We start from the raw sequence: 24782 nt of genomic DNA, 5'->3' as shown, positions 1-24782 counted from the left end.
AGCATTGGCGATTGTTGCCCGTGTGCGGCTTTACCGCGCGGCCGGATTCAAGGTTGATGATTGGCAGCCACGGTCAAGAGCGGCGGCACACAGAATCAAGACACCTACCGCTCGGAAGGCACCTAATACACCCCAACAGGCACAGAGCTTCGTGTCGGCTCTGCAGTGAGTTTCCCTTCACTTTTCCAGGCTGCGCCATGATCAATATCGAAACGCCGACCTACTACTCGGCAACCAAGAAATACAACCTCAGCTTCCCCACCCTCGAACAGGACGTGGAAGCCGATGTGGTGGTGATTGGCGGCGGTTTCTCCGGCATCAACACCGCACTGGAACTCGCCGAAAAAGGCATCACCAATATTGTGGTGCTCGAAGCGCGCTACCTGGGCTTCGGCGGCACGGGCCGCAATGGCGGGCAGATCATGGCGGGGATCGGCCATGACCTGGAGAAAATCAAGAACCAGGTCGGCGACGAAGGCCTGCGCCAGATCTTTGAAATCAGCGAGCTGGGCGCCGGCATCATCAAGGATCGCATCGCCAAGTACGCGATCGACGCCGACTTCTGCCACGGCTACGGCTACATGGGCTTCAACGCCCGCCAGGAAAAAACCCTGCGCGCCTGGGAGAAGGACTTCAAGTCAATCAACACCAAGGACGAAATCCGCTTTATGGCGGGGTCCGAGGTCAAGCAGATCATCGGTTCCGACGCCTACACCAGCGCGCTGCTGCACATGGGCGGCGGGCACGTGCACTCGCTGAACCTGCTGCTGGGCGAAGCCAAGGCCCTGGCCGGCCACGGCGTGCGCATTTTTGAGCACAGCCCGGCCCTGGAAGTCAGTTATGGCGAACGCATCACCGTGCGCACCGGCCGAGGCTCGGTCAAAGCCTCCAAGTTGCTGTGGGCCTGCGACAGTTTTCTCAACAAGCTGGAACCGGAACTGCACAAGACCACGGTCAATACCTACGCCTTTCAGTTGATGACCGAACCGCTATCCGACGAGCTGATCAACCGCATCAGCCCGATACGCGGCGCCTACAGCGATATCCGCCCGGTGATCGACTACTACCGGGTCACCAACGAAAACCGTTTGCTGTTCGGTGCCGCCACGCCTTTCGTCGAGCACATCCCGCTGGACCTCAAGGCCTGGAACCGCAACCTGATGCTGAAGATTTTCCCCTACCTCAAGGACGTGAAGATCGACCTGGCGTGGGGCGGGCCGATGGCGACCGGGGCCAACCTGTTCCCGCAGATCGGCACGCTCAGCGGGCGCCCGAATGCCTTTTATGTGCAGGGCTACGCCGGCTTCGGGGTCACGCCCAGCCACATCATCTGCAAGGTCCTGGCCGAAGGCATGAGCGAAGGCTCGTCGCGCTACGACCTGATCAGCGCGGTCAAGCATGCGCAGATCCTGGGCAAGGACCATATCCGCCCGCTGCTGCTCACGGCCGGCAAAAGCCTTCATCAACTTTCGGGCTACTTCAACGGTCGCCGTTGAGCCCCGCTGTTTCATTCACAGGAGAACTGCCATGCCCGTTACCACCCTGAAGAAAGACATCCAATTATCGGACCTCGATGCCTGGGGCACCGTTGCCGACCTCGGTTCCGAGATCCTCGAGGGCGAAGTCAAAGCCTTTGGCAAAATGACCTTCGGCGCCCCGACCGACGCCATCAGCAGCGCCTATTTCGGCACCACCCAAGGCAAGTTCCGCATGGTCTACCCGTTCGCCGAACAGGCCACGGTGGTCACCGGTGAAGTGGTGCTGACCGACGAAAGTACTGGCCAGAGTACCCGCTACAAAGCCGGCGACAGCTGGTTCGTGACCCAGGGCACGCCGGTGCTGTGGGAGGTGGTAAGCGAGAGTTTTGTGAAGCACTATTTCGCGGTAGTCTGATCGCTCCCCTCTGCCGGCTTCGGCCGGCAGCGTTTGTTCCGGCGCAGGTGACTGACCATGCACGCCATCCCCGCTCAGGAAGTCGCCGGCCATTGCCTGCAGGCTTTCACTCAACTGGTGCCCGCCAGCCAGGCAGCGTTCTATTGTGTCGACCGCCAGTTGCAGGCCCGTGATTTCAGGCTGCAAGGCATGAGCGGTGAGATGCACCGCGACTACCTCGACAACTACCGCCAATTCGACCCGTTGCAACCGCGCAATTGCCTGTCCAGCGGGCTGGCGGTGGTGCCGCTGGGGTTCGCCATGGCCCGCCAGCCCCTGCGTGACAGCCGCCGCTATCAAGACTTCCTGCAACGCTATGGTGTGGTCGATGTGGTGGAGATCGTCGCCCATCGCGCCGACCAGCCCCAGGCGGCCATCTCCTTGCTGCGCACGGCGGAGCAAGGGGTGTTTACCCCCGACCAACTGGCTCAGCTCAATGCCTTGCAGGCGTTGCTGCAAATGGCCGTGGCCAATATGCAGCCCTGCGACGATGCATTGGCCGGGCTCACGCCCAAAGAGCGCGAGATTGCCTGGTTATTACGCCAGGGTGCGAGCAACAAGCAACTGGCCCTGGAGCTGGATGTCGGCCTGCCGACCATCAAGACGCACTTGATCCACCTGTTTCGCAAAACCGGTGTGAGCAGCCGTACCGAACTGGTCGCCGCGCTGTTTCTTTAAGTTGCCTCAACCCTTTGGTTGATAGGCACGCCAGGTTGCCAACCGCATGATCCGGGGTGTCCATTCCCTCAACCGGAGCCATGCAATGACCACTTCATCCGACTGGATCACCGTAGGCGCTCTCGCCGACGGGTTTGCCCCCGACGCGTTTATCCTGCCCAACCTTGCCGACCTCAACGGCAAGGCCTTCACCCTGCACTTCGCCAACGGCTGGCAGATCGAGCATCGCTTCGACACCGAGCAGTTGCACTGGCACGCCGCCGACGGTCACTCCAGCGGTTCGGCCGCCTACCGCGCCACCTCGGTCCGCCCGGGCCTGTACCTGGTCGACTTCATCAAGCATGAAGCCGGCCAGGCTTGGTCGATCAGCCTGGTGCTGGACACCACCACGTCGTCGTTCACCGCCGTGATCGGGCGCATGCCGGACCGCGAACAAACCGAGCAAGGCCTCTACAGCCGCGCCCTGGCCGGCAAGGCCCTGACCTCGGTGGACGTGGACTTCCTGCACGGCAGCCTGGATCAACCCTGGCAGCCGGGCCAATGCCCGCACGCGCCCACCCAGGAACTGACCGGCCTGCGCAACCTGTATCGCTACAGCCCCAGCGAAGTCTACGAGCACATCTACCTGAACGATCAGTTCTATGCCTGGCAATGCCTCAAGGGCGTGGAGCAAGGCCTGTGCGATACAGATCGCTGCCACTACTACAAGATCGCCGATCAGCTGTACCTGTTCGTCTGGCGCGAAAAAATCATCCCGACCCTCGGCCTGGTGCTGATCGACCTGCAACAGCACCGCAGCGACGGCAAGATCTTCGGCTATGCCGGCGCGTCGTTCGATGAGCTGTCGAACTTTCCAGTCAGCTCCTACTGCCAAGTGCTCAACCGCACGGAGTATCCCGATGCCTGATCCACGCACCGTTGTCATCACCGGTGCCGGCACGGGCATCGGTGCCGCCTGCGCGCGCTTATACGCCGCCGAAGGCGCCAACCTGGTGCTCATCGGCCGTCGCCGCGAGCCGCTGGAGCAGGTTGCGCAAGACACCGGCGGCCTGATGCTGGTCGGCGATGCGGCCTGCCCGGCCACCTGGGAGGGTTTCGTTGCGCAGATCGGTGAGCGCTACGGCCGCCTCGATGTGCTGCTGGCCTGCGCCGGCGGGCATGGCGTGGGCAGCGCCACCCAGACCAGCCCGCACACCTGGGAGGCGGCCTTGCGCAGCAATCTGGACAGTGCGTTCTACAGCGCCCGCGCCTGCCTGCCGCTGCTGATCGAAAGCGCCGGCAATATCGTGCTGCTCGGCTCCATCGCCTCGCTGGCCGCCGGGCCCGACGTATGCGGCTACACCACCGCCAAGCATGCGCTGCTCGGGCTCAATCGCTCCCTGGCGCGGGATTACGGCCCACGCGGCGTGCGCGTGAACGCGGTGTGTCCCGGCTGGGTTACCACGCCCATGGCCGACGTGGAAATGCAGCCGTTGATGAGCTTCCATGGCGACACCCTGCCGCAAGCCTATGCCCGCGTATGCGCCGACGTGCCGTTACGGCGCCCCGCCAGCGCCGAGGAAATCGCCAAGGTGTGCCGCTTCCTGGCCAGCCCGGATGCCGCGATCATCACCGGCGCCAGCGTGGTCGCCGATGGCGGTTCGAGCATTGTCGATGTACCCACGCTGGCTTACGTCCATATGGAGCGTGCACATGCCTGAAGACTTGGATTTCAGCGGCAAGACCGTGCTGGTCACCGGCGGCGCCCAGGGTATCGGCCAGGCCATCGTCGAGGCGTTCGCCTGGCGTGGCGCCCGCGTCATGATCGCCGACCTGCGCCTGGCACAAGCCCAGGCATTGGCCGAGGGCTTGCGTGCGCGCGGCTGCCGGGTCGAGGCCATCGCGCTGGACCTGGCCGAGGCGACGGCGGTGTTCGAAGGCATCAAGGGCATAGAGCTGGCCTGGGGCCGCCTGGATATCCTGGTGCACAACGCCGGCTACTTTCCGTTGACAGCGTTCGCGCAGATCACCCCGGCCATGCTTGAACGCACGCTGGCGGTGAATCTCTCGGCCCTGTTCTGGCTGACCCAGGCCGCCTTGCCGATGTTTCAACGCCAGGGCGGTGGCTGCGTGCTGGTCACCTCATCGGTCACCGGGCCACGGGTCGCCTATGCGGGGCTCAGCCACTACGCGGCGTCCAAGGCCGGGGTCAACGGTTTTATCCGCAATGCCGCGCTGGAGCTGGCGACTTACCAGGTGCGCGTCAACGGCGTCGAGCCAGGGATGATTGCCACGCCGGCCATGGATAACCTGGGCGACAGCCAGGTCAATGCCGACATCGCCAGCCGCGTGCCCCTGGGACGCCTCGGTGCCGCTCAGGATATTGCCGGGGCCATGCTGTTCCTGGCCTCCGACCTGGCGACCTACATCACCGGGCAGACCATCGTGGTGGACGGCGGGTCGACGCTGCCTGAGGTGAAATGACCTCTGTCGGGATGTAAACCGGATCAAATCTGGGAGGGGCGGTGTATCCGTTGAATAGCGCTCGCCCCTTCAAGCAGCGACAGTGAATCACTGAACACCCGCGACAACGCTGCAAGCCGTTTGACGTAACCCTGGGGCGTCGAATAGATCAGCTCCACATGCAGGCTGTCGACGATACCCAGGTAAGCGTCACAAAACACCTCAAGCGCCTCGGGCCGTACCATCCTGTACCGCCCTTGCGCGGCACGCCGGAAATCCTCGCGAATGCTCGCCAGGTACCCCTCAAATCCTGCCGTAATGACCCTGCGAATATCCGCCGGCGGAAAGTAGGCCGTGCGCAACAGGAAGCGCAGGTGCGCCGACCCTGCATAGCGCCCGCGCAATCGCTCAAGGTGTAATTGCCCAGGCACGCCGGGGTGCCCGGCCTCTTCCTTGAAGCACTGCGCGATGTACTGGTGTTCATGGGCCAGGGCAATCTCGAAGACTGTCTGAAACAGCGCGTCCTTACTGACAAAGTGCGCGTACAGCGAGGCCTTGCGCATGCCCGCCCCGACCGCGATTTCGTTCAGCGATGAAGCGTCGTAGCCATAAGCGGCAAAGTGTTCGACCGCAACTGCGCAAATGTTATGGGCCGACAGGGTGAGCGGTTTCATTGATCCATCGATACCCTACGCCGCACCGACCGCTTGCTGCAGATGAGTGGAACGAAAATCCTTGGGCGACAGTTCGAATTGCTTCTTGAACGAGCGGCTGAAGTGCGCGGAATCGGTGAAGCCCCACTTGTAGGCAATCGAGGTGATCGACTCGCTCTTGAGGAACGGGTTGGTCAGATCGTCCGCGCTGCGCTTAAGCCGCGCACGCTGGATGTAGCGGCAGACGCTGTCGTCCTGCTCTTCAAACAAACGGTACAAATGCCGCACCGAGATGTTCAGGCGGCTGGCCAGGCCCACCGGACTCAGGCCGGGTTGGGTCAGGGACTCGTCGATGACTTTCTGTACATAACTGCGCAGGTTACTGCCGTGCAAGGATGTGGCGCTGTCGCCTGGAGCGTCATGCAGTTCAAAGGCTGAACCGAGCAGGGAAACAAACGCCGCTTGCAGCGCCTCGGCCTCTTCAATCGAATCCTGCCCCTCCAGGCCCTCGCGGCACAGCTGGTCCATCAACACGTGGAGCATGCGCCCGCAGGCCTTGCTCGAAGAGATCTTGCCGAAGGTTTTCGAGGCGCTGCCCAGTTGCTTGCACACTTCGTTGCGCGAGAGTGACAGCGAGGCATGTTCGATAAGGCCAAAGGGGCTGATCTCGATCGAACCCGTGGAGTCCATCAGCAACATATCGCCGGGGGCCAACTGAATGACCTGGCCGTTCTGGGTGATCTGGCAATAGCCACTGCGCTGGCTGACCAGGAAGCAATGCTGGTCCATATCGTGATCGGCATTGGGCCGCTCGCGTTTGATCAGGCCGGCGTTGGTGCGCAGGTTGGCCAGTGACAGGCCGCCCCGGGAGTGCTTGGACACCTCACCGATGAACAGTGAGCGGTTGAAGGCCAGTTCCGTGTCGAAATGGCCGCAGGCCGCTCGCAGATCCCGAGTCCAGGTTTCCAACCCATAGTGCGCAGACTGATAGGTGCTCATGGCATCTCCACAATGGTTTCTTGTTTTTGTTGGCTAATAGTTAACATGTTATCTATATAGGCGCAACAAGTCCGTGATACCGACTGTAGAAGCACTAATGATGCCAATTCCTCGACTCAGAGCGCGCCCAATACCCGCTGCAAACCCGCCAGCACCGTCAACAGCCCAGCACGTTGCGCGCCGCTCAAGGGGATGTAGCGCCGGAACGCCGGCATGCGGTTGACCACCTCGCTGCCGCCCATGTGTTCAAGCCGTACGTGCCATTGCTGCTCGCTCAAATCGAGGTGCAGGCGCTTGAAGTCCAGCCCCATCAACGCTTGATGCAGGTCGGGGTCATCGTTCAAGGCCGCCTGGAGCCTGGCCCGTAAATCCGGCGCGCCCGCCCGTTGCCGGCAGGCCAGTCCCGTGCGCCGGATCGACCCGCTGTGGTGCAGTTCAAAGCGCGCACTGCCCTGCTCTGAGGCAGGCACCGTGAACCTGAATTCGGTCATGACCAGGTGCATCAGCAATTGCGCTTCGGTGCGCTCGGCCACGTCCACCTGAAGGCCGATATCATCCAGGCAAAATCTTGCCTGGGCGGGCCCCGTCGAGGTGAAACTCGCCAGCCCGAGGTTGCGCCGCACGTACTCAAGCGTGACCCCAGGCCGGTAACCGGACGGGGCCCGTTGGGCGCTGAACAGCTCAGACAGCTTTTGCAGCCTGCTCGAGATAAGGGTCGTGAGGGTTGCCAGGCTCATGGGAAAACTCCTTGGCCAGCACTTCTTCTACCGAAGCCGGCTTGAATGGATTGACCTTCTGTACCACCAGTGTCCAGAACAGCGCGTATGAAGCCGTGATCCCGAGCATCACCCCGAACGGCACATAGATGTCCGCAGGGTTCATGCCCGGCGGGGTAATGAACCACATGCCCAGCAAGATGCCGACGCTGGAAAGAATCTGTGGCAACGGGAAGAACGGCGAGCGATAGGCCCGTGGCAGGTCCGGACGACGAATGCGCAGGATCACCACCGACAGCGTCACCAGCAGGTAAGAGAAACTCCACGCACACACCGCCGCCAGCACCAGATGCATGATGTTGTCAGTGTTACCGCCCAACCACAGGGCATACAGGCACGGAATCAGCATCGCCACCAGGATGCACAGCAGCGGCGTCTTGAAGCGCGGGTGCAAATAAGTGAAGACCTTGGGCAACGCGCCGTCCACCGCCATGCCGTAGAGAATCCTCGGCACGCCCGCCATCAGCGTATTGATGGTGGCGGCACCGGCGAACAGGAAGCCGATCCCCAGCCACAACGGGCCAATATCCCCCATGACCTGCTGGGCAAAGCGTGGGATTGCCATGGGCGTGTCGAGCAGGTGCACGCCGGTGGCGGCATCCAGCACCACGTTTTCCACCTGGCGCTTCATCGCCGCGCCGTAGATAAACATGCAGGTCGCCACGCTCATCAAGCCGAAAATCATGGCCTTGGGCATGACCTTGGCCGAATTGCGCAGGTCCGGGGCCAACGGCGTGACGAACTCGCAACCGACGAACATGAACATGGCCATGCCCACCAGCGACAGAATGGTGACCAGGTCGGTACCCACCAGCGATACGCCGAACCAGCCCTCCAGCTGCACCGCCGGTGCGGCGATCAGGCCGAGCACGCCGAACACCATCAGGGTGGTCCACATGCCGAAAGTCAGGATGATCTCGGCCCTGCCGAAGGCGCTGACGCCAAAGGCATTGAGAATGCCGAACACCACGACAAACCCCACCCCCAGCAACCAGGAGCCACCGGCGGACTCCGCCAGGGTATTGAGGTGTTCGAAGTTCACCAGGGCCATGACCCCGGACAGAATCGTCTCGGCCGTGCCGGCGAACACGTGCACGATCAGGTACGCCGACAGGGTGCCGGTGATCGCAAAGAAACGGCCCATGCCGCAATTGATGTAGTCGTAGACCGAGCCGGTGGTCGGCAGGATCGAGGCGGCCTCGGCGAAGGTGGTCGCCTGGGCCAGCATCATTACCACCGCAATCAGCATGGCCACCGCGAAGGCGCTGCCGCCGATACCGAAGCCCATGGTCGCGGTGAGAATCACCGGGCTGGCCATGATCAGGCCAATGGTGCTGGCCAGCGCGGTCGGAAACCCGACGCTGCCGCGTTTCAAATGCTGTGTGAGCCGGTCATTGATCGACATGGTGCGGATCCTCGAAAGCGGATTTCTGAGTGGATGCATCGAGCCGTTCAAGGAGCCGGCGATAAAGCCCTCCCCAGCCAGTCCCTGATCGAAACGGCATCGTGCGCAAAATCACTGTGCACTTCCCGAGCACCGAGCGTCTTGCCCATGTCTGCCGTGGCTTTTGTTGCTGCCTGCCAAGGCATGCGGCTTGGCGGGCAGGATCAATTGCGTGGCAGGCAGGTGAAAGACTTCCTCCGCCTGAGGTCATCTTAATGCGCCCTCGACTTAACCAAGCTGGGGACTATAACAATGGAGCACACCTTGAAAATACGCACGCAATCCTTGGCCGTCGGCCTGGGTATCGCGCTGTTGATCGGCCATTCACCGGCCCAGGCCTATGAGCTGTACGCCGACGAGGACACCCACCTGAATGCGGACTTCCTGGCGGTCTACGGCCTGTTCAACAGCCGTCACAACTACGACGGCACAGCGGGCGGCTCGACCTGGCGCGAGGGTTTCATCAAGTACGGGGTGAGCGGCGACCAGGGCCTGGCCGGGCACGGCACCGCGTATGGCGCGCTCAATTGGGTCAGCTCCGGCACCTGGGGCGATGGCGACGCGGCGGGCAACACCGCTGGCAGCGAACGCACCACCAAAATCGAAGACGCCTACCTGGGATGGCGCTCGGCCGACCTGTTCCCGGCGCTGGGCAAGGACGGTGTGGATTTTTCCGTCGGGCGCCAGGTGGTGAAGATCGGCCGGGGTTTCCTGATCAACGACGACGGCCCCAACCTCGGCAAGGGCCCGGCTGACGGCGCGCTGAACCGTGGCGGCGCCTATTACCTGGCGGCACGCCACGCGTTCGACCGCACGGCGGTGCTGCGCCTGGGCGGGCAAGAGGGCCTGCACGGCTCGGTGCTGTGGCTCAAGTCGGACAACCGCGCCCAGGCCGAAACCGAACTGGCGGCGGGCACCCTCGACTACACGGCCGCCGCCGGCACGCTGGGGCTGACCTGGGTCCACGGCATGAACGTCACCGACCAGTGGGCCAGCGACTTCCAGAAACAGCGCGAGGGCCTGGACACTTACAGTGTGCGCGGCGAAGGCAGCGCCGGTATCGACAACGCCAGCTTCGCCTTCGAATACGCCTGGCAAGACAAGGACGCGGGGCCGGAAAAAGCCTGGTACGCCGAGGCCGGCTACACCTTTGCCGATGTCGGTTGGTCGCCAAAAGTGACCTACCGCTACACGCGCTACTCGCAAAAATGGGACCCGCTGTTCACCGGGCTCAGCACCGGCTACGGCACCTGGTTCCAGGGTGAAGTCGCCTCCAACTATGCCGGCCCGTTCAACAGCAATACCGGCATCCATCACGTCGGCCTCAAGGCGACGCCCCTGGAGAACCTGACGGTCGGCGCGCTGTACTTCGACTTCAATACCCTGCGCAAACACGACGCGCTGAACCTCGACGCCCGGGAGCTGGACCTGTACGCCGAATGGGCGGTCAACAGCCACCTGATCATCAGCCCGCTGGTGGGCATCTACCAACCCAAGAAGGATGCCGACACCGGTGGTAACCAGGTGGGTGGCAACGGCACCAACCTCTACAGCCAGCTGACCGTGGCCGTGCCCTTCTGACCCCGTTTCAGGAGCTGCGCGACGCAGCTCCGTCCTAACGTTCGTGCTGATGCAGCATCGTCTGGATCTGATGGGTCGCCTGACGGGTGCTTTCCGCCAGCTTGCGCACCTCATCGGCCACCACCGAAAACCCACGCCCGACCTCGCCGGCCCTGGCCGCTTCAATGGCGGCATTCAAGGCCAGCAGGTTGGTCTGGTCGGCAATGCCCTTGATCACACTCACCACCGTGGCGATCTGGCCGTAGGTGGCCTGATTGTGTGCGAGCAGCTGTTGATGGGTGGTCTTCGCCGACTGCTCATCGCTGATGTCACGCACCGCGCCGACCACCCGCATCAAACGACCTTGCGCGTCACGCAGCGCTCGCCCGCGCTCCCTGCACCAGATGTAGTCACGGGTCTTGTGGCGCATCCGGTATTCAAACACGTACTCACCGCTGCCCTGGGGCGCAAGGATTTCCCGATCGAAGATCGCCATGATCTTCGGCAGGTCATCGGGGTGGGTGATGCTGACCTGCGCGTCCCAGCCATCGGGCAGCTCATGGGGCGCGTAGCCCAGGAGCAGGCGGAACTGATTGAAAATCCGCATGCGGCTGGCGGGATCCTGCACGTCACCGTTGACCACGGTGATGTCCCAGCAGCCTTCGGTCATGGTGCAGAGCAGCAGCTCCCAGATCTGCGTCTCGTGTTGATGCGCAAGGGCGCGCTGCGCATGCTCACGCAACTCGGCTTCCAGCGCCTGTTCACGCTGCCCGGCCTGCTCCAATTGCCGGCGAAGCACGGCAAGTGCCTGTTCGCTGCGCGCCCCTTCGGCAGCCTGATCGTGGGCTGATTCCTCGAGCAACAGCAACTGCCGCGCAGCCTGCGCACGTTGTGTGGCGAGTTGCTCCAGGTCGGCCTGCACCGACGGATAGGCGTGCAGTGCCGGGGTTCCCAACACCTCCCCCGCGAGCAGTTGCTTGAGGACGGCGGCAAGGTCCTGCATCGGCTGTTTTTTCTTGAAGAACATCGGCCTGGCCCTTTCTGATCGAGTCGAAACCCCGGATCTGATCGCAAACCGAGCGTGATTGCTTGTACGAGCCTGCAAGGCCTTTGCGCGTGGCTGCCATCCAAAAAAGCCCTGCGTCGGGCGCTATCGTGCATCTGTAGGATGGTGATCGGCTTTCAACCCGTCGATACTTGTCCCCAGGCCCTGCCCACGTCCAAACGACGTTCCGGCCCTTAATGACTTCGTGACGAAAACAATAAGAATGTCGCACAGAGGTACATACGAATGAGCCGTCATGATCATGGTCACGCCAGCCTCCTGGAGGCGTTCAGCGCGATGACACTGGAGCTCCAACGCCTGGCGCAGGACAAAGACATAGAACACTTCCACGAAGCGGCGCTGAGCTGCATCCGCCAGTTGCTGCCCTTCGACAGCGCCTGGTGGGGCCGGGCTGCGCTGATTGACGGCCTGCCGGAAGAACACAGCTCGTACCTCTACAACCTGCCCCGCAGCTACCTGGCCGATTGGCAATCGATTCGCCATATCGATGTGACCATCGCCAGGGTCCACGACGTGCCGGGGCAGGCGGTCATCGTCGACATGCGCAATCCCGCCAACGGGCCCGGGCTCAACTGGCTCGGCACGTGCTACGCGATTGGTGAATTGCTGTGCGTGGTGTACATCGACCCGCAAACCCACCTCAGCGATCACCTCGCGCTCTACCGTGCGCCCGACGCCCCACGCTTTACCGAGCAGGACTGCCTGCTGCTGAACAACCTCATGCGGCACCTGGTGGCGGCGGTCTCGGCCAATCAGATTCGTACCCTGGTGGCCATGCGCGAAGCGCTGACCCACCCGCGCAATCTCGCGCTTGCCGTGTGCGACCAGCGCGGCACCCTGCACTGCGCGGAACGTGGCTTCGTCGACTTGCTGCTGAGCGAATGGCCGGACTGGAGCGGCCCTTGCCTGCCGGTCGCGATGGACGCCGGGGGCTATGACGGCAAGCACCTGCAGGTCGAGGCCTCGACGGTCGGCGACCTGCTCCTGCTGGCTGCCCGCAGCCGTACGGTGCTGATGCAACTGAGCCCTCGGGAGAATGCGGTGGCCCAGGGTTTCGGCGAAGGCAAGACCTACAAGGAAGTCGCCCGCGACCTGGGCATGTCGCCCAATACCGTGCGCCATCACATCCGCGCCATCTACAGCAAACTCGGGGTCAAGGACAAAGCCCGAATCGCCCACCTGCTGCACGCCCCGCCTGATTGATCGGCACCACTGACCCGCGCTGACTTTTTCGCTGTCGTTTTGACGGCCACGGGACACCTTTGCGCTTTTTTTGTCCCCTCTGCCACCCACGGGCGAGCCGTTCGCCACACAACACCTCAAAGAAGAGATGCCATGCCCATGATCCACACCTTCACCCGCACCACCACACTGGCCCTGCTTGGCGGCCTGTCGAGCCTGCACGCCAGTGCGGCCGACCTCAACGCCCGGGACTTTTTCGGCGCCCCCTCGGGCACCAGCCTGGGCGTGCTGTACCTGCCGGCAAGCCGCGCCAGTGACTTCCACGGCCCGGCCGACAGCACCGGCAAGGCCGACCTGAAGGTCAACGCCGTGGCGTACCGCCAAGTGTTCTTCACCGACCTCTGCGGCACCCTCTGCACCCCACAGTTCATCGTACCTTTCGCCGACATCAACGCCCGCCTGCCGGGTGCCGGCCAACGCAGCGCAGAAAGCGGTTTCGGTGATCCCCAGGTCGGCGGCACGGTGTTTTTCATCAACGATCCGGCCTCGCGCACCTACAGCGGCCTACTGACCCTGATCACCCTGCCTGTGGGCGAATACCACGGTAACAATCCCGATGTATCGCCCGGTGCCAATCGCTGGGGCACCACCTTTGTCTACAACTACACCCAGGGCATCGGCGAAAAGTGGGTGCTGGAAGCCAACCTCGAAGCCCAGCTCTACGGCAAGAACGACAACTACTTCGGCAGCGACCTGAAACAGGACCCGCTGTACCGCCTGCAAGCCTTTGCCTCCTACGACTTCACATCCAGCACCTACGGCGCACTGCGACTGATCCACGCCGATGGCGGCGAATTGCGGATCAATGACCAGCGCATCGACAACACCCACAAGCGCTACACCCAAGTGGGCTTCGAGGTTGGTCACTGGCTGGATAAACAGAACCAGTTGATGTTCGGCCTCTCGCAGAACGTCGCCACCGACAACGGCTATCACGGTACCGACGCGCTGCTGCGCCTGGTCCATGTGTTCTGAATCCCCTCATCGGAGCTTGCCCATGAACACCCAGACCCAACCGCTGACCGATGAACGCGCCCACGCCTCATCCCCATTGGCATTGCTGGCCGCCATTGTGCTGTTCGCTGCCATCACACCGACCATTCTCATGACCGCACCGGCCGTGGCTGCGCAACTGGCGACGCAATGGCAGTTGAGCCCGTCACAGATCGGGGACCTGTTCTCCACCGAACTCGGCGCCATGAGCCTGGCCACCCTGCCCGCACTGTGGTGGCTCAAGCGTGTCGACTGGCGCCGCGCCGCCTTGCTGGCCGGGTTGCTGTTCATCGCCGCCAACCTGCTTTCAATGCTGGCCCACGACTACCCGATACTCCTGGCACTGCGCTTTTGCAGCGCCCTGGCCGGTGGCTCGTTGATGATCATCTGCCTGTCCAGTGCGGCCTCCACGGCCAATCCCGGGCGTGTCTACGGGTTATGGGTGATGGGGCAACTGGTGGTCGGGGCGATCGGTCTGAGCATCCTGCCCCGACTGTTCGAGCACTACGGGCTGTCAGCCTGCTACCTGATCCTCGCCGCCTTGATGACGCTCTTTCTGCCCCTGGCACGGCACTTTCCCCAGGGCAGCCCGGCGCCTGAAAAAGCCGCCGAGCGCATCGCCCTCGCCTCCCGGTGGAAAGCCGCACTGGGCATTCTGGGCCTGCTGAGTTTCTACGTCAGCCTGAGCGGTGTCTGGACCTTTATCGGTTCCATCAGCAGCCACGCCGGCCTATCTGCCGAGGCCAGTGGCGAGATTCTGGCGCTCGCCACGGTGATGGGCATCGTCGGGGCCGGTTGTACCTCGCTGATCGGCGACCGTCTGCCACGCCTGTTGCTGTTACTGCTGGGGTACGCGTTGATGGCAGGCGCCGTGCTGTTGCTGCTGGGCCAGCCCGACATGCTGCGTTTTGCCTTGGCGGCGCTGCTTTTCAAGTTCACCTGGACCTTCATCCTGCCGCTGGTCCTGGCCTGCCTGGCCGACCTCGACCGCTCCGGAAAATTGATGAACACCTCCAACCTGGTGATCGGTGGCGGCCTGGCCATCGGCCCGACCGTGGCTGGCCGGATGATCGAAGCCAGCGGCGGCTTCCAATCACTGCTGATCGCAGGGGCGTGCGTCACCGTGCTGTCCCTGGTGTTGATGCTGAGCAGCCGCCCGAATGCCTGACGGGCCCTTTTACCCCAACGAAAATGGAAAGACGATGAGCCGAAAAAGTGCATTTTTCTTCGACGAACTCAGCCTCTGGCACAGCGCCGGGTTGCACGCCTTGACCTTACCGGTGGGCGGGTGGGTGCAGCCGCCTGCCGCCGCCGGCCACGCCGAGTCACCGGAAACCAAGCGTCGCTTGAAGAGCCTGCTGGACGTTTCCGGCCTGACCCGCCACTTACAGGTGCGCAGTGCCAACGCGGCCACCGCTGAAGACCTGCTGCGGGTGCACACGCCCAACTACCTGCAACGCTTCAAGGCGATGAGCGATGCCGGGGGCGGCGAATTGGGGCCCCACGCGCCCATCGGGCCAGGCAGTTATGAAATAGCCAGGCTCTCCGCCGGGCTGGCCATGGCGGCAGTGGATGCGGTGCTGTGCGGCGAAGTCGACAATGCCTATTCTCTGTCACGCCCACCCGGCCACCACTGCCTCGCCGACAACGCCATGGGTTTCTGCTTCCTGGCCAACATCGCCATCGCCATCGAAGCCGCAAAAGCACGGCGTGGCCTGGGCAACGTCGCGGTGATCGACTGGGACGTGCACCATGGCAACGGCACCCAATCGATCTTCGAAGAGCGCGGCGACGTGCTGACGATTTCCCTGCATCAGGACGGCTGTTTCCCGGCAGGTTACAGCGGTGAAGCCGATCGCGGGCGCGGCGCGGGGCTGGGCGCGAATATCAATATCCCGCTGCCTCCCGGCAGCGGTCATGAGGCGTATCTGCACGCGATGGAGCGTATCGTGATTCCGGCGCTGGAGCGCTTCGAGCCGGAATTGATCATTGTTGCCTGCGGCTACGACGCCAACGCCGTCGACCCACTGGCGCGAATGCTGTTGCACAGTGACTCGTTCCGGCACATGACCCGTCTTGTACGCCAAGCAGCCGAACGCCTGTGCCAGGGCCGTCTGGTGCTGGTGCACGAAGGCGGCTACTCCGAAGCCTATGTACCGTTTTGCGGGCTGGCGACCATTGAGGAATTGGTGGGTGTGAGGACACAGGTCGGCGACCCGATGCTGGAGTTTGTGCAGTTGCAGCAACCGAACGCGGCGCTGGCGGCGTTTCAGTTGCGCTTGATTGATGAGTTGGCCGAAGCCCGCTGAGCGTGACGCAAAAAAATCCGATGCCGTTGCCGGCATCGGATCTTGGCCAGTCAGCAGTGGCTGATCAGTCGCTGCAACACCGTCTTGAAGGTGTCGATCTGGTCCTGGCTGAACTCGGCGAACACCTTGTCCTGCTGTTCCCGTGCAATGGCCCAGAGGTCTTCGGTCTGTTCGATACCCGCCGCGGTCAGGCGCACGCCGTGCTCGTCGTCATCGACCAGCCCCTTGCGCTTGAGGTTGGCAACGGCGTCGTCGATTTCCCGCACCGGCATCGCCACTTCACGCAGCAGGTCGCTGGTACTGAGGCGAGCGTCGTTCTCCAGCACCATCAGCATCCGCGCCTCGTTGGTACGCAGGCCGGTGGACAGTTGCCGGGGCTGGTAGCTGGACTGGTAGGCGCGAACCGCCTGGGTCATCAGGTAATACAGGTTATGGCTCAGGCGCCCCTGGAAGTGGCTGCTCGGCGGTTGGCTTTCGTCGCGCCTGGTCATGCGCGTATGGGGCAGGACCATGGAGTAGGCGCCCTGGTGGTAGAGCAGCGGCGAGCGTCCGAAATCGTCGAAGGCCACCACCTTGCCGATCATGATCCAGTGATCGCCGCCATCCACCTGCTGGTATTTCTCGCAGTGAAAACGTGCCGCACAATCGGCGAACACCGGCGCCCCGCCCTCCCCCGGTGCATAGGCGATCTCGGCGAAGCGGTCGTCCTTGGGCCGGGCAAAATTGTTCGACAGGTCGATCTGGTCCGCCGCCAGCACGTTGACCGCGAAGTGGCTGGCCTCCTCGAACACCCCGTGGCTGCTGGAGCGTTTGTCGATGCTCCACAGCACCAGCGGTGGGTCCAGGGACACCGAGTTGAAGCTGTTGGCGGTAACGCCCACCTTGCGGCCGGAGGCGTCGGCGGCGGTGACCACGGTCACGCCCGTGGCAAAGTTGCCCAGGGCCCGGCGAAAGGCGCGTGGGTCGAAGGTCGATTCAGACATGCAAGACTCCCGGGCTGCGTCAGGCGCAGCCCTGATTGTTGTTTTCAAAAACGCGTTCAGATCATGCTCGGATCGGGCTCCAGGCCCATCAACTCGCGGCCGAGGATCTGTGCACAGACGTCGTAGTCGGTGTAGGCATGGGCGCCGGTCATGTGCGAGTCGCGGAACAGGCGCTGCATCTCGTTGTGCTCGAACCAGGCGTTGCCGCCGGCGGCTTCGAACAGACGGTCTACCGCCTGGATGCACATCTTGGTCGCGTAGGCCTGGTTGGTGCGCCAGAACGCCAGGGTCTCGCGGCTGGGGTAGCGCTGCTGCTCACTGTGTTCGGCGTGTTCGTCCCAGGTTTTCTCGAGGAAGGCGCGCGCGGCGGCCACCTGGTGCGTCGACTCGGCCAGGCGCATCAACGCCGGGGTCGCGGCACCGACTGCCGCCCCGGTGTAGGCGCGCACGCGGGTCCTGGTCTTTTCGCGGAACACCTCCAGCATCCGCTCGGCGACGCCCAGGCTGACGGTGGAAAAACCACTGGCAAAATACGGCCGGTACGGCGAATAGAAAATCTTGCTGTCGGGGTACAGCCCAAAGCCGGCGGACTTGCCTTCCATCATGTCCTTGGCTTTCTGGATGCGGTGTTCCGGCACCCAGGCCTTGTCGATGATCAGGGTCTTGGTGCCGCTGCCCTTCATGCCGGCGGCAAACCAGTCATCGCGAATCTGGTAGTCACTGCGCGGCAGCACCGCGAAGCAGTAATCCTGGGAGCCCTGGGAGTTGTTGCGGCGGAACCCCACGATCGCCCACTCGGCGTGATCACAGCCGCTGCTCCAGCCCATTTCCCCGCTGAACAGCACGCCGCCCTCGACTTCCTCGGTGCGCCCGAACGGCGCGATGCTGCTGCTCGCAGTGGCATCCGGGTCAGTGCCCCAGACCTCCTGCTGCAGTTGGGCCGAGAACAGTGCCAATTGATGGCTGTGGGTACACAACAGGCTCATGGCCCAGGCCGTGCTGGCGCAGGCCCCGGCGAGCAAGGCGATGCAGTCGGCAAACTGCGGCAGCGACAACTCCATGCCGCCGAACACTTTCGGCTGAAACACACGGTGCATGCCGATGCTCTTGAGCAGCGCAATATTCTCGGCGGGCACTTGGCGGTCCTGCTCGGCCACGAAGGCATTGGCGGCGATGGTCGGCAGGATGGACTTGAGGTCTTCAAGAAGCGGGTTTGGCTTTTTCATGGATGGCCCTGCTTATTATTGGATGTCCGGGCAGCGCCAGAAATCAAGGCGCGGCGCCGGATGCAGGGCCAGTATGGAGCGTGCCTTCCTGGCAGGACATGCACCTTCCAGAGTCAAGATTGTACTTTTCAAAGGCTCAGGCTGATCCGCCGTGTACAGGCGCTGGCAGCCACAGACATGCCACTGGGCAGCCACAGTCAAGCCCGTTCCGGCCACTGGGATTAACCTCGGGCTTTTCAATCTCTGCCACCAGGAAAAACCCCATGAGCGATATTCCACTGCTGCCCCAGGTTGAAGCCTTCCTCCGTCGAACCCATGGGTTGTTCATTGACGGTGGCTACGTCGAGAGCCATTCCAGCCAGCGGTTGGAGGTGATCAACCCGGCCACCGGCCAGGTCATCGCCGATGTCGCCGACGCCGACCCGGCCGACATTGCCGCGGCCGTGGCGTCCGCGAGCCGCGGCTTCAAACAGTGGTCGCAGGTCGCACCGGCGGTGCGCGGCAACGTGCTGTTCAAACTGGCCGACCTGCTGGAGCAACACCGCGAAGAACTGGCACAGATCGAAACCTGCCAGTCAGGCAAGATCATCCAGATTTCCCGCGCCTTCGAAGTCGACCAGGCCGCGCACTTCCTGCGTTACTACGCCGGCTGGGCCACCAAGATCAGCGGCCAGACCATCACCCCATCGTTGCCCTCCTTCGCCGGCGAGCGCTACACCGCGTTCACCCTGCGCGAGCCGGTCGGAGTGGTGGTCGGCATCGTGCCGTGGAATTTCTCGACCATGATCGCCATCTGGAAACTCGCCTCGGCGCTGGTGACCGGTTGCAGCATCATCATCAAGCCCAGCGAGTTCACGCCGCTGACCATCCTGCGCATCGCCGAACTGGCGATTACCGCCGGCCTTCCCGCCGGTGCGCTGAACGTCTTGACCGGCGGCGGCAGCGTCGGCAAAGGCCTGATCGAACACCCCGGTACCGACAAGGTGTCGTTCACCGGCTCCGTGCCGACCGGGATTGCGGTGGGCCAGAGTGCCATGGGCGCCGGGCTGACCCGGGCCACCCTTGAACTGGGCGGGAAAAACTCGGCCGGGTTCCTGCCCGATGTGGACCTGGACAAGGCCGTCAACGGCATCATCGAAGCGGGCTTTTTGCACTCCGGGCAAATCTGCGCCGCCGCCGAACGCTTCTTTGTGCATCGTTCGCAGATCGAAACGGTGATGGGCAAACTGGCCCAGCGCCTGAGCACGCTGAACATCGGCTCGCCCCTGGACGAGCGCACCGAATTCGGCCCGGTCACCAACCGCCAGCACCAGCTCAAACTCGGCGAATTCTTCGCCAAGGCCCGTGCCGAAAACAACCGCATCATTCACGGTGGCAACCTGATCGACCGGCCGGGCTGTTACGTCGAGCCGACGATCATCCTCGCCAACAGCGTCAACGACACCTTGCTCAACGAAGAGACCTTCGGCCCCATTGCCACGTTCTTGCCGTACGACAGCGAAGAAGAACTGCTGGCCTTGATGAACAACACCCCCTACGGCTTGAGCGCCAGCCTGTGGACCAACGACCTGGGCAAGGCCCTGCGCATGGTGCCCGCCATCGAGGCCGGCACGGTGTGGGTGAACATGCACACGATGCTGGACCCGGCGGTGCCGTTTGGCGGCAACAAGTCCTCGGGGATAGGCCGGGAGTTCGGCAGCGCCTTCATCGAGGACTACACCGAGTTGAAGTCGGTGATGATTCGCTACTGAACCCAACCAGTGGATCCATTGATATGTAATCGTTCGATAATCGCCCAATAAAACAGCCGAACCAGATTGACTCTCCATCAGGCCAGTCATTTAATGGATCCATTAAATAAAAACAATCCGCCGCCTGGAGAGTCATCATGTACCCCAAGAACACCTGGTATGTCGCCTGCACCCCCGATGAAATCGCACACAAGCCCCTGGGTCGACAGATCTGCGGCGAAAAGATGGTGTTTTATCGTGGCCAGGAAGGCGCCGTGGTGGCGGTCGAGGACTTCTGCCCCCATCGCGGCGCGCCGCTTTCACTGGGGTATGTCGAGAACGGCAACCTGGTCTGCGGCTACCACGGCCTGGTCATGGGCGGCGACGGCAAGACCGTGGAAATGCCCGGCCAGCGGGTACGTGGTTTTCCCTGCAACAAGACCTTTGCCGCCGTTGAACGCTACGGCTTCATCTGGGTATGGCCCGGCGATCAGGCCCAGGCCGACCCGGCGCTGATCCACCACCTGGAATGGGCCGTGAGTGACCAGTGGGCCTATGGCGGCGGGCTGTTCGATATCCAGTGCGACTACCGCCTGATGATCGACAACCTGATGGACCTGACCCACGAAACCTACGTGCACGCCTCCAGCATCGGCCAGAAAGAAATCGACGAGGCACCGCCCGTGACCACGGTAGACGGCGATGAAGTGGTCACTGCCCGGCACATGGAAAACATCATGGCCCCACCGTTCTGGCGCATGGCCCTGCGCGGCAATAACCTTGCCGATGACGTGCCGGTGGACCGCTGGCAGATCTGCCGCTTCACCCCGCCCAGCCATGTATTGATCGAAGTCGGCGTGGCCCACGCCGGCAAAGGTGGCTATAACGCCGCCCCCGAACACAAGGCTGCGAGCATCGTGGTCGACTTCATCACCCCGCAAACCGAGACCTCGATCTGGTACTTCTGGGGCATGGCGCGCAACTTCAACCCCCATGATGAGGCACTGACCGCAAGCATTCGCGAGGGCCAGGGCAAGATTTTCAGCGAGGACCTGGAGATGCTCGAACGCCAGCAACAGAACCTGCTGGCCCATCCGCAGCGCAACCTGCTCAAGTTGAATATCGACGCGGGTGGCGTGCAATCGCGCAAGATCCTGGAGCGACTGATTGCCAAGGAACGCGCCCTCGAACCGCAACTGATCGCCACCACCACCGCCTGAACAGCGCGACAACTTTGCGAGGACTGAACATGATCGATGTGGTGGTGGTATCCCGTAACAACGAAGCCCAGGACATTTGCAGCTATGAACTGGCCAGTGTCGATGGCCAGCCGCTGCCGGCCTTCAGTGCCGGCGCGCATATTGACGTGCAGCTGCCCGATGGGGTGATCCGGCAATATTCCCTGTGCAATCACCCCGAGGAACGTCATCGCTACCTGATCGGCGTGCTCAAGGACCCGGCGTCCCGGGGTGGCTCGCGCAGCCTGCACGAGCAGGTTCACGAGGGCGCCCGCCTGACCATCAGCGCACCGCGCAACCTGTTTCCCCTGGCCGACAACGCGCGACGCAGCCTGCTGTTTGCCGGCGGCATCGGCATCACCCCGATCCTGTGCATGGCCGAGCGCCTGGCCCATGCGGGTGCCGACTTCGAGCTGCATTACTGCGCCCGCGCCCGTGAGCGTGCGGCGTTTGTGCAGCGGCTCGAGGCGTCGCCGTTTGCCGCGCGGGTGTTCCTGCATTTCGACGAGCAGCCCCACACCGCGCTGAACATCGCCGAAGTGCTGGCAGCGCCCGCCGATGACGTGCACCTGTATGTCTGCGGCCCCGGCGGGTTCATGCGGCATGTGCTCGACAGCGCACGCGCACAGGGCTGGCAGGAAGACTGCCTGCACCGCGAATACTTCAGCGCGGCACCGGTGGACAGCAGCCGCGACGGCGGCTTTTCGGTGAAGCTCGGCAGCAGCGGCCAGGTCTTTGAAATTCCCGCCGACAAGACCGTGGTCCAGGTCCTGGAAAGCCACGGCATAGAGATTGCCGTGTCCTGCGAACAGGGGATTTGCGGCACCTGCCTGACCCGTGTGCTGGAGGGCATACCGGAGCACCGCGACCTGTTCCTCACCGAACAGGAACAGGCCCTGAATGACCAGTTCACCCCCTGCTGCTCGCGCTCGAAAACCCCGCTGCTGGTACTCGATATCTGACAGGGTTCACGACGCGGGCAAAATCACCTTCATGCGCGCGGCGGCGGTGGCTGAGCTGAAGATCTCGGCATAGCGCAACGTCGCATTGGCGTGTTCGCGCATGATGGCTTCGGCCCGCGCGCCCTGGCGATTGACCAGGGCATCGAAAACCGAATGATGCTGCATGTGGGCATAGTTGAAGCGTCGGTACTCGCGGGCCATGTCCTCGCGATCCACCGCCAGCGCGGTCACCGAGGCGAACGGCAGGTGATCATTGCGGGCCAGCGCGTCGGCGATCGCCGGGTTGTGGCTGCCTTCGACGATGACCTGGTGAAAGCGCATGTTCAGGTCGTGATAGACCTCAAGGTCATCCTCGGTCACGTAGCCCTTTTCGAACAGTTGATCGCCTTCCACCAGGCAGCGCTCCAGCGCCGCACGCGCCGCAGTGGACAAGCCCTGCTCGGCGGCTTGCCGTGCCGCCAGGCCTTCCAGGACACCGCGCACTTCGACGGCGCCGGCAATGTCGCTGGGGCTGACCGAGCGCACCTGATAGCCGCGCCCGCCAAACGGCACCAGCAGTCCTTCCTGCTCAAGGGTACGAAAGGCCATGCGCACCGGCATGCGCGACACGCCGAACAGCTGCGCCGTGGGAATCTCCATCAGCCGCTCGCCCGCCGCCAACTCCCCGCTGGCAATCATCTTGCGCAGTGCAACCAGCACCAATTGACCGGGTTTACTCATCCAGGCAACTTCCAGAAAACGTGAGCCGCCATGGTACCGCAAGTAGTACCGCAAGCACCTGGCCGCGTCAGATGAACGCCAGCGCTGCCCGTGCCCCGTCTATGGCGCCCAGGTGCTGCGCCAGCCGCGAGGGCAGGTAATCGAAAAAGAAACCGGCGCTTTGCAGCTTGGCGGCACGCAGCGGATCGTCTTCGCGCAGGGCCCTGGAGACCCGCGCGGCCCGCGCCCAGGCAAAGGCCAGCAACGCCACGCCACAGAGCTGGAGGAAATCCGGCGCCGCCCGATAGGGGTATTCACTGTCTTCGTGCGCGCGTTCACGAATGGCGTGCACCACACTGGCCAACGCGTCGCAGAGGTTGGACAACGCGCCGGAAAAGCCTGCGCATTCCTCATACTGCGCGCCCTGCCCGGCCTCGGCGCGCAACTCAACCAGCAGCAGGCCAAAGGCTCGGCCGTCATCCCCCAGCACCTTGCGCAGCAACAGGTCATTGGCCTGGATCTCGTTACTGCCCTCGTAGATCATCGCGATACGACTGTCCCGCAGGGTTTGCTCGATGGCGAACTCGGTGACGTAGCCATAACCGCCGAACACCTGCAGCCCATGGCTGGCCTGGCGAAAGCCCTGTTCGGTGAAAAACGCCTTGATGATGGGCGTCAGCAACGGCGCCAAGCGGGCGGCCGACGAGTCCTGGTCATGCTCGGCCTGATCAAGCAGGTGCGCCGCCCAATAGCCGATGGCGCGCATGCCCTCGCTGGTGGTGCGCAGCTCCAGCAACACGCGGCGCATGGCCGGGTGATAACGGATCGGGTCAGCCGCCTGGGCCACCACCTCTTCCGGCCTTGACGGCGCACGCATCTGCAAGCGCTCGGCGGCGTGCTGGCGGGCGTTCTGCCAGGCCGCCTCGACATGCCCCAGGCCTTGCAGGCCTACATGCAGGCGCGCCGAATTCATCATCACAAACATCGCCGCCAGGCCGCGATTGGGCTCGCCGACCAGCCAGCCCTGGGCGGCGTCGAACACCAGGGAGCAGGTGGCGCTGCCCTTGATGCCCATCTTGTGCTCGATGCCGTCGCAGTGCACGCCATTGGCCTGGCCATCGTCCAGTTGCTTGGGCACCAGGAACAGTGAAATGCCACGGCTGCCCGGCGGCGCATCGGGCAGGCGCGCCAGCACCAGGTGCAGGATATTCGCCGTGAGGTCGTGCTCGCCGCCGGAGATAAACAGCTTGCTGCCGCTGAGGCGATAACTGCCATCCGCCTGGGGCTGCGCGCGACAACGCAGCAAGCCGACATCGCTGCCGGCCTGGGACTCGGTCAGGCACATGGTGGGCAAGGCCTGGCCACTGACGATGTCGGGCAGGTAGCGTGCCTGCAACCAAGGGGCGGCGTGGGTCTTGAGGCACAGGTAGGCGCCGTGGGCGATCCCGGTGTACATGGCCCAGGCGTGGTTACTGGCGTAAAGCATCTCTTGCAGCGCCGCATCGAGCAGTTGCGGCAAGCCCTGCCCGCCCTGCTCCTCGGCACACGCCAGCGCCGGCCAGCCCCCTTCGACATAGGCGCGATAGGCCTCGACGAAGCCGTCCGGGGTGCTGACCCGGCCCGCCTGCCAGCGGCAGCCCTGGCGATCACCGCTGCTATTCAACGGCGCCAGCACGCCCTGACTGAAGCGTGCCGCCTCCTCCAGCACCTGTAGCGCCAGCGGCAGGTCCAGGGCCGCGAACGCCGGTTGGCGCTGCCAGGTGTCGGGCGCCTGCAACCAGTGTTCCAGGACAAATTGCATATCGCCCAGGGGCGCCTCATAGCTCCACATCGGAACACCTCATCGACAA

23 protein-coding genes are annotated in these 24782 nt (G+C 63.3%); 14 read left to right on the top strand and 9 right to left on the bottom strand.

From position 1 onward, the window contains the following. Nucleotides 1-197 precede the first annotated feature (197 nt). The 6 genes from J3D60_RS01175 (at nt 198) to J3D60_RS01150 (ending at nt 5073) form a co-directional block, all read left to right on the top strand. Nucleotides 198-1496: an FAD-binding oxidoreductase gene (locus tag J3D60_RS01175; RefSeq protein ID WP_027603486.1), complete on the top strand. Its 1299-nt coding sequence runs from the start codon at nt 198-200 to the stop codon at nt 1494-1496. Nucleotides 1497-1527: 31 nt separating this feature from the next. After that, nucleotides 1528-1893 (top strand): cupin domain-containing protein, encoded by a 366-nt coding sequence (locus J3D60_RS01170; RefSeq protein WP_253488906.1) that lies wholly within the window; start codon nt 1528-1530, stop codon nt 1891-1893. A 57-nt stretch (nt 1894-1950) separates the two neighbouring features. After that, on the top strand, nt 1951-2610 hold the full coding sequence (locus tag J3D60_RS01165; RefSeq protein WP_027603484.1) for a LuxR C-terminal-related transcriptional regulator: 660 nt from the start codon (nt 1951-1953) through the stop codon (nt 2608-2610). Nucleotides 2611-2695: 85 nt separating this feature from the next. Beyond that, nucleotides 2696-3517, top strand: a complete 822-nt coding sequence (locus tag J3D60_RS01160) for a molybdenum cofactor biosynthesis F family protein (protein WP_065923951.1) — start codon at nt 2696-2698, stop codon at nt 3515-3517. Then, entirely contained in the window at nt 3510-4310 is an 801-nt protein-coding gene (locus J3D60_RS01155; RefSeq protein WP_253488904.1) for an SDR family NAD(P)-dependent oxidoreductase, read from the top strand. The genes J3D60_RS01160 and J3D60_RS01155 overlap by 8 nt, the downstream gene beginning before the upstream one ends. After that, the gene (locus J3D60_RS01150) at nt 4303-5073 is read left to right on the top strand and encodes an SDR family oxidoreductase (protein ID WP_253488901.1); all 771 of its coding nucleotides are present in this window, start codon (nt 4303-4305) and stop codon (nt 5071-5073) included. The genes J3D60_RS01155 and J3D60_RS01150 overlap by 8 nt, the downstream gene beginning before the upstream one ends. A gap of 23 nt (nt 5074-5096) precedes the next feature. Here the strand turns inward: J3D60_RS01150 and J3D60_RS01145 are convergent, their stop codons facing one another. The 4 genes from J3D60_RS01145 to J3D60_RS01130 all read right to left on the bottom strand — a co-directional run bounded on the left by J3D60_RS01145 (nt 5097) and on the right by J3D60_RS01130 (nt 8885). After that, on the bottom strand, nt 5097-5726 hold the full coding sequence (locus J3D60_RS01145; protein ID WP_253488885.1) for a TetR/AcrR family transcriptional regulator: 630 nt from the start codon (nt 5724-5726) through the stop codon (nt 5097-5099). Between the two features lie 15 nt (nt 5727-5741). Then, nucleotides 5742-6704: a transcriptional regulator FeaR gene (feaR, locus tag J3D60_RS01140; protein ID WP_065939648.1), complete on the bottom strand. Its 963-nt coding sequence runs from the start codon at nt 6702-6704 to the stop codon at nt 5742-5744. 116 nt (nt 6705-6820) lie between these two features. Beyond that, nucleotides 6821-7441, bottom strand: coding sequence for a DUF3156 family protein (locus J3D60_RS01135; RefSeq protein WP_253488882.1), 621 nt, complete (start codon nt 7439-7441; stop codon nt 6821-6823). Continuing rightward, nucleotides 7386-8885, bottom strand: coding sequence for an APC family permease (locus J3D60_RS01130; RefSeq protein WP_253488880.1), 1500 nt, complete (start codon nt 8883-8885; stop codon nt 7386-7388). Before J3D60_RS01130 ends, J3D60_RS01135 begins: the two co-directional genes overlap by 56 nt. Before the next feature lie 291 nt (nt 8886-9176). Here J3D60_RS01130 and J3D60_RS01125 point away from each other — a divergent pair, with 291 nt between their 5' ends. Further along, nucleotides 9177-10505 (top strand): alginate export family protein, encoded by a 1329-nt coding sequence (locus J3D60_RS01125; protein ID WP_253488877.1) that lies wholly within the window; start codon nt 9177-9179, stop codon nt 10503-10505. A gap of 34 nt (nt 10506-10539) precedes the next feature. Here J3D60_RS01125 and J3D60_RS31225 read toward each other — a convergent pair whose 3' ends face one another. Continuing rightward, the gene (locus J3D60_RS31225; protein WP_301294436.1) at nt 10540-11511 is read right to left on the bottom strand and encodes a methyl-accepting chemotaxis protein; all 972 of its coding nucleotides are present in this window, start codon (nt 11509-11511) and stop codon (nt 10540-10542) included. 264 nt (nt 11512-11775) lie between these two features. Between J3D60_RS31225 and J3D60_RS01110 the strand changes: the two genes are divergently transcribed. From J3D60_RS01110 to J3D60_RS01095, 4 genes are all read left to right on the top strand, one after another. After that, nucleotides 11776-12753 carry a helix-turn-helix transcriptional regulator gene (locus J3D60_RS01110; RefSeq protein ID WP_065939643.1) on the top strand — a complete coding sequence of 326 codons (978 nt, stop codon included), beginning with the start codon at nt 11776-11778 and terminating at the stop codon, nt 12751-12753. 132 nt (nt 12754-12885) lie between these two features. Beyond that, nucleotides 12886-13767, top strand: a complete 882-nt coding sequence (locus J3D60_RS01105) for a transporter (protein ID WP_141696544.1) — start codon at nt 12886-12888, stop codon at nt 13765-13767. Nucleotides 13768-13789: 22 nt separating this feature from the next. Then, nucleotides 13790-14953, top strand: a complete 1164-nt coding sequence (locus J3D60_RS01100; RefSeq protein WP_169899637.1) for a nitrate/nitrite transporter — start codon at nt 13790-13792, stop codon at nt 14951-14953. Between the two features lie 34 nt (nt 14954-14987). Next, nucleotides 14988-16094: a class II histone deacetylase gene (locus tag J3D60_RS01095; RefSeq protein ID WP_253488874.1), complete on the top strand. Its 1107-nt coding sequence runs from the start codon at nt 14988-14990 to the stop codon at nt 16092-16094. 50 nt (nt 16095-16144) lie between these two features. Here J3D60_RS01095 and J3D60_RS01090 read toward each other — a convergent pair whose 3' ends face one another. Both J3D60_RS01090 and J3D60_RS01085 read right to left on the bottom strand, forming a co-directional pair. Next, nucleotides 16145-17077: a p-hydroxyphenylacetate 3-hydroxylase reductase component gene (locus tag J3D60_RS01090; protein ID WP_065939640.1), complete on the bottom strand. Its 933-nt coding sequence runs from the start codon at nt 17075-17077 to the stop codon at nt 16145-16147. 56 nt (nt 17078-17133) lie between these two features. Further along, entirely contained in the window at nt 17134-18303 is a 1170-nt protein-coding gene (locus J3D60_RS01085; protein WP_253488871.1) for a p-hydroxyphenylacetate 3-hydroxylase oxygenase component, read from the bottom strand. Nucleotides 18304-18566: 263 nt separating this feature from the next. Here J3D60_RS01085 and J3D60_RS01080 point away from each other — a divergent pair, with 263 nt between their 5' ends. The 3 genes from J3D60_RS01080 (at nt 18567) to J3D60_RS01070 (ending at nt 22233) form a co-directional block, all read left to right on the top strand. Next, nucleotides 18567-20054, top strand: coding sequence for an aldehyde dehydrogenase family protein (locus tag J3D60_RS01080; RefSeq protein WP_253488868.1), 1488 nt, complete (start codon nt 18567-18569; stop codon nt 20052-20054). Nucleotides 20055-20191: 137 nt separating this feature from the next. Next, nucleotides 20192-21253, top strand: coding sequence for an aromatic ring-hydroxylating dioxygenase subunit alpha (locus J3D60_RS01075; RefSeq protein WP_027603468.1), 1062 nt, complete (start codon nt 20192-20194; stop codon nt 21251-21253). Between the two features lie 29 nt (nt 21254-21282). After that, on the top strand, nt 21283-22233 hold the full coding sequence (locus tag J3D60_RS01070; protein ID WP_253488865.1) for a PDR/VanB family oxidoreductase: 951 nt from the start codon (nt 21283-21285) through the stop codon (nt 22231-22233). A gap of 6 nt (nt 22234-22239) precedes the next feature. Here J3D60_RS01070 and J3D60_RS01065 read toward each other — a convergent pair whose 3' ends face one another. Next, complete coding sequence (locus J3D60_RS01065; protein WP_065923936.1) at nt 22240-22953, bottom strand: GntR family transcriptional regulator; 714 nt, start codon at nt 22951-22953, stop codon at nt 22240-22242. A 67-nt stretch (nt 22954-23020) separates the two neighbouring features. Further along, a complete protein-coding gene (locus J3D60_RS01060) occupies nt 23021-24763 on the bottom strand; it encodes an acyl-CoA dehydrogenase (protein WP_253488861.1) in 1743 nt (580 codons plus the stop codon). Nucleotides 24764-24782: the final 19 nt, after the last annotated feature.

This window comes from Pseudomonas sp. S3E17, from assembly GCF_024168685.1.
Classification (GTDB): domain Bacteria; phylum Pseudomonadota; class Gammaproteobacteria; order Pseudomonadales; family Pseudomonadaceae; genus Aquipseudomonas; species Aquipseudomonas marginalis.
The sequence above is the reverse complement of the archived record's forward strand: the minus strand, read 5'-3'. Positions and strand labels throughout refer to the sequence as shown.